This window comes from Neglectibacter sp. X4 (assembly GCF_009917365.1).
Classification (GTDB): domain Bacteria; phylum Bacillota; class Clostridia; order Oscillospirales; family Acutalibacteraceae; genus Acutalibacter.
In genome coordinates this window covers 1-566 of record NZ_QWLE01000323.1, presented here as the reverse complement: position 1 = coordinate 566, position 566 = coordinate 1, and the positions used below count along the sequence as shown (strand labels likewise).

Below are 566 nucleotides of genomic sequence, written 5' to 3'. Positions count from 1 at the left end.
TAAAGCGAAGTAAAACAAGTTCATGTAAGCATTCTACATATTTTGACTATATACACAAATTCATGGATAAATATAAATTCGCTGTTTGATAAGCGTCTTTTTCGAGAGATTCTACAAAAATCGCTAAATTTCAAAAGAAGGTCGTAAATTGCGACCTTCTTTTTTAGTACTAGATTAGTACTTTTGATACTATTTATGTTCAATTTTCACTTCTCGTAATTTCCATATTCAGACGCTGCGCCATCTCTAATTGCCGTGTAGGAAACATATGTGCGTAATGTAGTGTAATGCTGATACTTTCATGTCCGAGTCTACCTGCAATATCGACTGGCGTAAAACCCAAAGATATCAGTAAGGATACATGAGAATGCCGCAAGTCATGGATTCGAATTCTTTTAACACTTGCATTCATAGATCCCCGATTCATTTCCGAGTGCAAAAAGCTTTTAGACATAGTAAAAACTCGTTTTGAAGAATCCAGCCTACGTTTTTTCTTCAGATAACGATAAAGTTTTTCTGCTAAATCCGCTGGCAGAGTGATAAACCTATTACTTCTTTCTGTTTTT

General features: G+C 34.8%; 1 protein-coding gene. It reads right to left on the bottom strand.

Annotated features, from left to right (window positions below):
• Positions 1 to 199: 199 nt before the first annotated feature.
• Positions 200 to 566 (bottom strand): tyrosine-type recombinase/integrase (locus D1841_RS18390; protein WP_166554402.1); only part of this gene is annotated, 367 nt, incomplete at its 5' end.